Raw genomic sequence first — 4,476 nt, 5'->3', positions numbered from 1 at the left:
ACGACACCATCAACACCAAACACCCACCACAACCGCCCCCACAGCAGTGAAAACAGATGACGCACCCACAAATGCAAAACACACGACGCCCATCAACTGCCCGGCACGGCAAACGCTTTGACCCCCCACAACAGACACGCCGGCAAGGTACAGCTCTCGCATAACCTGTGTCTTTGGAGTGACAGTGCATAACACGCACTGATAACAGCCAGGGGCATCCGTGACGACAGATTCATACTCAGAACCCCGATCACACGGCGCACAACCCGAAACCGGCACAGAGGACAAGACAGCCACCCCTCCCTACCTTCTTCAGGAAGGGCCTGCCAGGGTGCGGCAGTTATCCGGGGCATGGCCCGGCTGCGGATCTCGTCGATGGCGGCCTGGCAGAAGCCGCAGTCCCCGTCAAAGGCGAGAATCATACGTGGGCCGGTTGGCTTGCTCTCCGCGGTGGTGTCCATATTCTGAGGCAACTCTTCTCGTTCAGAGGCGGCCGGCGGGTGAGGGGCAAGGCTGGCAGGCGGTGACCATCGTGGGCTCGGGGCAGCCATCGTCATGCGTTGCTCTGGGCGGTCGCGCATCGGTGCGTCGTCGCTCCCATGCGGTTCGTCAGGCCTTGGCCAGCCAGTGTTCGAGTACGGCTTCTCGTTGGCGGGAGCGCAGGACTTCGACGGGCTGGGTCTCCTTCCACCACGCTGTCAGTGCGCCGGGCGATGCGCTGCCGCGGACGAAGTGTGCGAGCAGCGCGTGTGAGAGGTCGACTTCGCGTTGGGTGTACGCGGTCGCGGCGCCGGAGAGAACCGGCGTGTGGTGATGCTCTCCTTGCATCGTGCTGACTGTCACGGTCATCTCGGGCGGACTGCCCGGAACCCAAAAATCCAGGACCGCCGCGGCGACCGTCGCGGCGCGGGTGGCCCATCGCGTGACAGCTGAGCGGACCGGCACCTCGGTCACCTCTACGTCCATCACAGTCGACCAGGGCCAGGATTGCGGGTCGGCGCCGGTGATCTGCAGGCCCGTCGGTGACAGAAGTACGCCAGGTATCGGTGCGACAGGCGGAACGCCCAGAAACACCTCCTCCGCTTCGATCCAGAAGAGCCCTACCATGCGCCCCGACCTCTGCGACTGGCTGGGCGGTGGTGGCGATTCCAAGGTCTGCTCCATCTATGTGGCCGGGTCCGCTGCGTGCGCTTCGAACATAGGGGCGCTTTGGTGCTGTGCCGCCGTATTTGAGTCACGCGGCATGCATGCGGGGCAGGACACTCTGCGGCGGCGCAGCGTCAGCAGCCCCTGTCGGTGGTGCGCGAGCGAGGTGAAGCAGGAGTGCTGTCAGACCTGTGTGCGAGCGTGTGGGTACGGGGGCTCGTGAGGAGCCATGCGGATTGCTGGTGGAAGGGACACCGTGACAGCGCAGGGCGACGCCTGGGCCGGTGTGGGGCGGGACTGGACGGACTACGCCGACATCCGCCACCGACTCGACCAGGGCGCCACCCCAGAGGAATGGAGCGGTGGGCGGCCCCTGCACCGTGCTGCGGTGTCCGGCTCTCCGGAGGTTGTTGCGGAGCTGGCCCGGCTGGTTGCGGACGTGGACGCGTTGGAGCACGGAGTGACGGCGTTGTGGGAGGCCGTCGTGGCCAGACGGCCGGACAACGCAAGGGCCCTTGCCGCCGCCGGAGCCGATCCGTGGCGGCAGTCCATCGGTGACTGGGCGCCGGGGCGGCTGAGCCTGGCCGAACCGGCACCCGACCTGTTCGCCGTGCCGGCCGGCGAACGCCTCACCGATGCGGAGGGCGCGGCGGCTGCGGAAGCCATCCGGCTCACCGGGGCGCTGGGCAGACTCCACTACGAGGGCAAAAGGGTCGCCGGGCGTTTCGGGCGCCGGCCCACGAAGTGCAGGAGGGGGACGCCCTCCTCGATCTCCTCGACCAGGACGGCGCCGCGGGCATGCAGCTCGTGCAGGCACTCACCATCCGGCTGCGGTCGTGAACGAAGAACGGGGCGATTGTCCCCGGGACTTGAGGTCCTCGTCGTTCAGCCATGCGCTGTGGGCCGCCGACACCCATCGGCCTGCCCTAGACGGCGGGGGCGGCCGACTTCTCGTTGACGCCGATTACATAGCCGTCGATGTCTCGGAAGTAGAACAGGCGCATGCCATTGTGCTCGGCAAGGGGCTTGACGATCTCGGCGTACTGAGCGATCCGGTCGTGCGCGGCCTGGAGGTCGTCGACGCCCAAGTAGTGCATGCCGGCGAAGCCGATGGGGGTGTCCGCGAGGACGGGCAGCCAGTTCTTCAGGTCAGCGTTGCTGTAGAGCATTCCGCAGAATTCGCCGGCGTAGAACAGCATGTGGATGTCGTCGCCGGGCTTGGCGCCGCTGGAGTCCACGGTGAAGCCGAGCTTCTCGTAGAAGGCGATGCTGGCCGAAGTGTCCTTGACGCTGAAACAGGGTGCGTAACCCATGGTCTTTCCTTTCGGTGGCGTCCCGCGTACGGAGACTGCCGGGTCGGGTTGGTCGGGGGTGGGGCTAGGCGGTCGGGGCGCAGGCCCCGGTGCTGATGCAGAAGGGCTGGCCGGAGGGGTCCAGGAGGACAGTCCAGTGCGTGCCGCCCGGCTGGTGGCCGGGCTTGGTGGCGCCCAGTTCGAGCAGGCGCTTCTCGGCGGCCGCGATGTCGCCGAAGGCCAGGTCGAGGTGGAAGGGGAGTTCGTCCTCGGGCCAGTTGGGGGCCTTGAAGTTCCGGGCGGTGCAGAAGACGAACGCCGCGGTGCCGGTGACGTCGGTTACGTAGAAGGCGGTGGGGACGCCGTGCTCGTCGGGGAACTCCTGGGTGACCTTCCAGCCCAGGGCGGCGGCGTAGAACTCGGCGAGCGCCTTGCCGTCCGGGCCCCAGAACGCGTACGAGGTCACACGGCCGGTGACGGCGGGCTGTATGGCAGTGCTGGTCATCAGATCACTCCGTGGGACGGGGCGGGGCAGGACGGCATCCCGGCTCATGCGCTCCCCGGCGGGACGTGGGGGGCGGGTGATCGAGCGGCCCGGTACGTACGGGCGCTGCCCTTCGTCACCCCGCCCTTAGTGGTACATCAGTACAGTACAGCCGTTCCGAGCGATGCGCAATTCGGGCATACGCCTCGTTCTGGAGGGTCGGAGATCTCTGGGGGCCTCCGGAGATCCATCCGTGCGGTCTCGTCCTGCTGTAGTGCCGCATACCCTCTGGTGCGGGAACGGCCCCGTCAGTTACGGGCCCGGAAGGGGGGCGCCGGGGCGCCGCCCTGGCGGGCCTTTGTTCCGGGTGAGCAGTACAGTACGTATGTACTTGCATCTGTTCTCATTGACCAGGAACGCGAAGGAGTCCGGAACCGTGCCCCACGACACCCCCGGCCGGCGGCGCCGGGATCCCGCCCGGCGGATCGCGGAGATCGTCTCCGCCACTGAGCGCGTGATCGCCGCACGCGGCATCGAGGGACTGACCCACCGGGCGGTCGCCGCAGAGGCCGGGGTGCCGCTCGGAGCCACGACATACCACTTCGCCACCAAGGACGACCTCATCCAGGCAGCACTGCGGCGATCCGTCGACCGCTACGCCGCCTACCTGGACGACTGGGCCGGGCAGCGCCCCGACCTCACCACCGAGCAACTCGTCGTGCTGCTGACCGACGCCCTCATGGGCTGCTTCGGCCCCCAACGCGGCCAGCAGGTCCTGGAGTTCGAGCTGTACGTGGCCGCGCTGCGCCGCCCCGCTCTGCGACCCCTCGCCGACCGGTACGCCCAGGCGACCGCCGAGGTGCTGAGCCGGTTCACCGACCCACTCACCGCCAACGCCACCGCGGCCGCAGCCACCGGCCTCACCCTCCACGGCCTGGCCGGAACCCGACCACCCACACGCACCGAGATCGAGGACATCCTCCGCCGCGTCCTCACACCCCACCCCGTCACTGCACGAGCCGGGTCATGAGCTCGCCTCCGTAGAGGCGCCAGGAGTCCGGCGCCGGCACACTGCACGCGCCGCGCTCTGTTCGTGGCTGGAGCCTCTTCACCAGGATGTGTTCCCCCCGCCCGCCAGATTCGACGACGCCCTCCCCGGGCCCCGGGACGCCGCTGGCCATGCCGACCGGGTTTCCGTCGAGGGCGGCCAGGAGGTTGTACGAGCCGGGAATGCTCAGCCGGCCTCGCCATCGCTCCTCGCGGTCGGCATCGCCCTGCCAGTCGGCGAGCCTGGCCCCGAACGCATACGGGGCCTCAGCGAGCGCCACCAACCTCAACTCACGCCACCTGGGCCAGTCGTCCGCTGCCAGTACCTGCGACTCGATCATGCAACGAGGGCTGACTGGCGAGGGGGACGGCGGCAACACCCCCCTTTACCATCTGCCGAGGTAAGTAGGCTCCTACTGAGGTTTTCGGGTTGGTGTCGGGGGTGACGGTGGGTGATCCCTGCGGTATGCCGTTGATATGCGGTATGCGCAGGGTGGGGGTCTGACC

The 4,476-nt window shown here is 68.0% G+C and carries 5 protein-coding genes and 1 pseudogene; 2 read left to right on the top strand and 4 right to left on the bottom strand.

Annotated elements, in window-relative coordinates; translation table 11 throughout:
- Nucleotides 1-609: 609 nt before the first annotated feature.
- Complete coding sequence (locus ACIQ8J_RS35775; protein ID WP_403608147.1) at nt 610-1,107, bottom strand: hypothetical protein; 498 nt, start codon at nt 1,105-1,107, stop codon at nt 610-612.
- Nucleotides 1,108-1,375: 268 nt separating this feature from the next.
- Between ACIQ8J_RS35775 and ACIQ8J_RS35770 the strand changes: the two are divergent.
- Nucleotides 1,376-1,681: pseudogene (locus ACIQ8J_RS35770) on the top strand (ankyrin repeat domain-containing protein); the annotation flags it as partial.
- 391 nt (nt 1,682-2,072) lie between these two features.
- Here the strand turns inward: ACIQ8J_RS35770 and ACIQ8J_RS35765 are convergent.
- Both ACIQ8J_RS35765 and ACIQ8J_RS35760 read right to left on the bottom strand, forming a co-directional pair.
- Entirely contained in the window at nt 2,073-2,459 is a 387-nt protein-coding gene (locus ACIQ8J_RS35765) for a VOC family protein (protein WP_403278303.1), read from the bottom strand.
- A gap of 64 nt (nt 2,460-2,523) precedes the next feature.
- A complete protein-coding gene (locus tag ACIQ8J_RS35760) occupies nt 2,524-2,943 on the bottom strand; it encodes a VOC family protein (protein WP_403278301.1) in 420 nt (139 codons plus the stop codon).
- Between the two features lie 415 nt (nt 2,944-3,358).
- Between ACIQ8J_RS35760 and ACIQ8J_RS35755 the strand changes: the two genes are divergently transcribed.
- The gene (locus ACIQ8J_RS35755; RefSeq protein WP_403278300.1) at nt 3,359-3,952 is read left to right on the top strand and encodes a TetR/AcrR family transcriptional regulator; all 594 of its coding nucleotides are present in this window, start codon (nt 3,359-3,361) and stop codon (nt 3,950-3,952) included.
- Here ACIQ8J_RS35755 and ACIQ8J_RS35750 read toward each other — a convergent pair.
- Nucleotides 3,930-4,310: a hypothetical protein gene (locus tag ACIQ8J_RS35750; protein WP_403278298.1), complete on the bottom strand. Its 381-nt coding sequence runs from the start codon at nt 4,308-4,310 to the stop codon at nt 3,930-3,932. The genes ACIQ8J_RS35755 and ACIQ8J_RS35750 overlap by 23 nt on opposite strands.
- Between the last annotated feature and the right edge of the window lie 166 nt (nt 4,311-4,476).

It is taken from the genome of Streptomyces sp. NPDC094147, assembly GCF_044764265.1.
Lineage (GTDB): Bacteria > Actinomycetota > Actinomycetes > Streptomycetales > Streptomycetaceae > Streptomyces.
This window is presented reverse-complemented; position numbering and strand designations above follow the sequence as displayed.

What these genes read in the sequence shown, in the direction of transcription:
- ACIQ8J_RS35775 (WP_403608147.1), bottom strand. Translation starts at nt 1,107, where the DNA reads ATGGTAGGGCTCTTCTGGATCGAAGCGGAGGAGGTGTTTCTGGGCGTT.
- ACIQ8J_RS35750 (WP_403278298.1), bottom strand. Translation starts at nt 4,310, where the DNA reads ATGATCGAGTCGCAGGTACTGGCAGCGGACGACTGGCCCAGGTGGCGT.
- ACIQ8J_RS35760 (WP_403278301.1), bottom strand. Translation starts at nt 2,943, where the DNA reads ATGACCAGCACTGCCATACAGCCCGCCGTCACCGGCCGTGTGACCTCG.
- ACIQ8J_RS35765 (WP_403278303.1), bottom strand. Translation starts at nt 2,459, where the DNA reads ATGGGTTACGCACCCTGTTTCAGCGTCAAGGACACTTCGGCCAGCATC.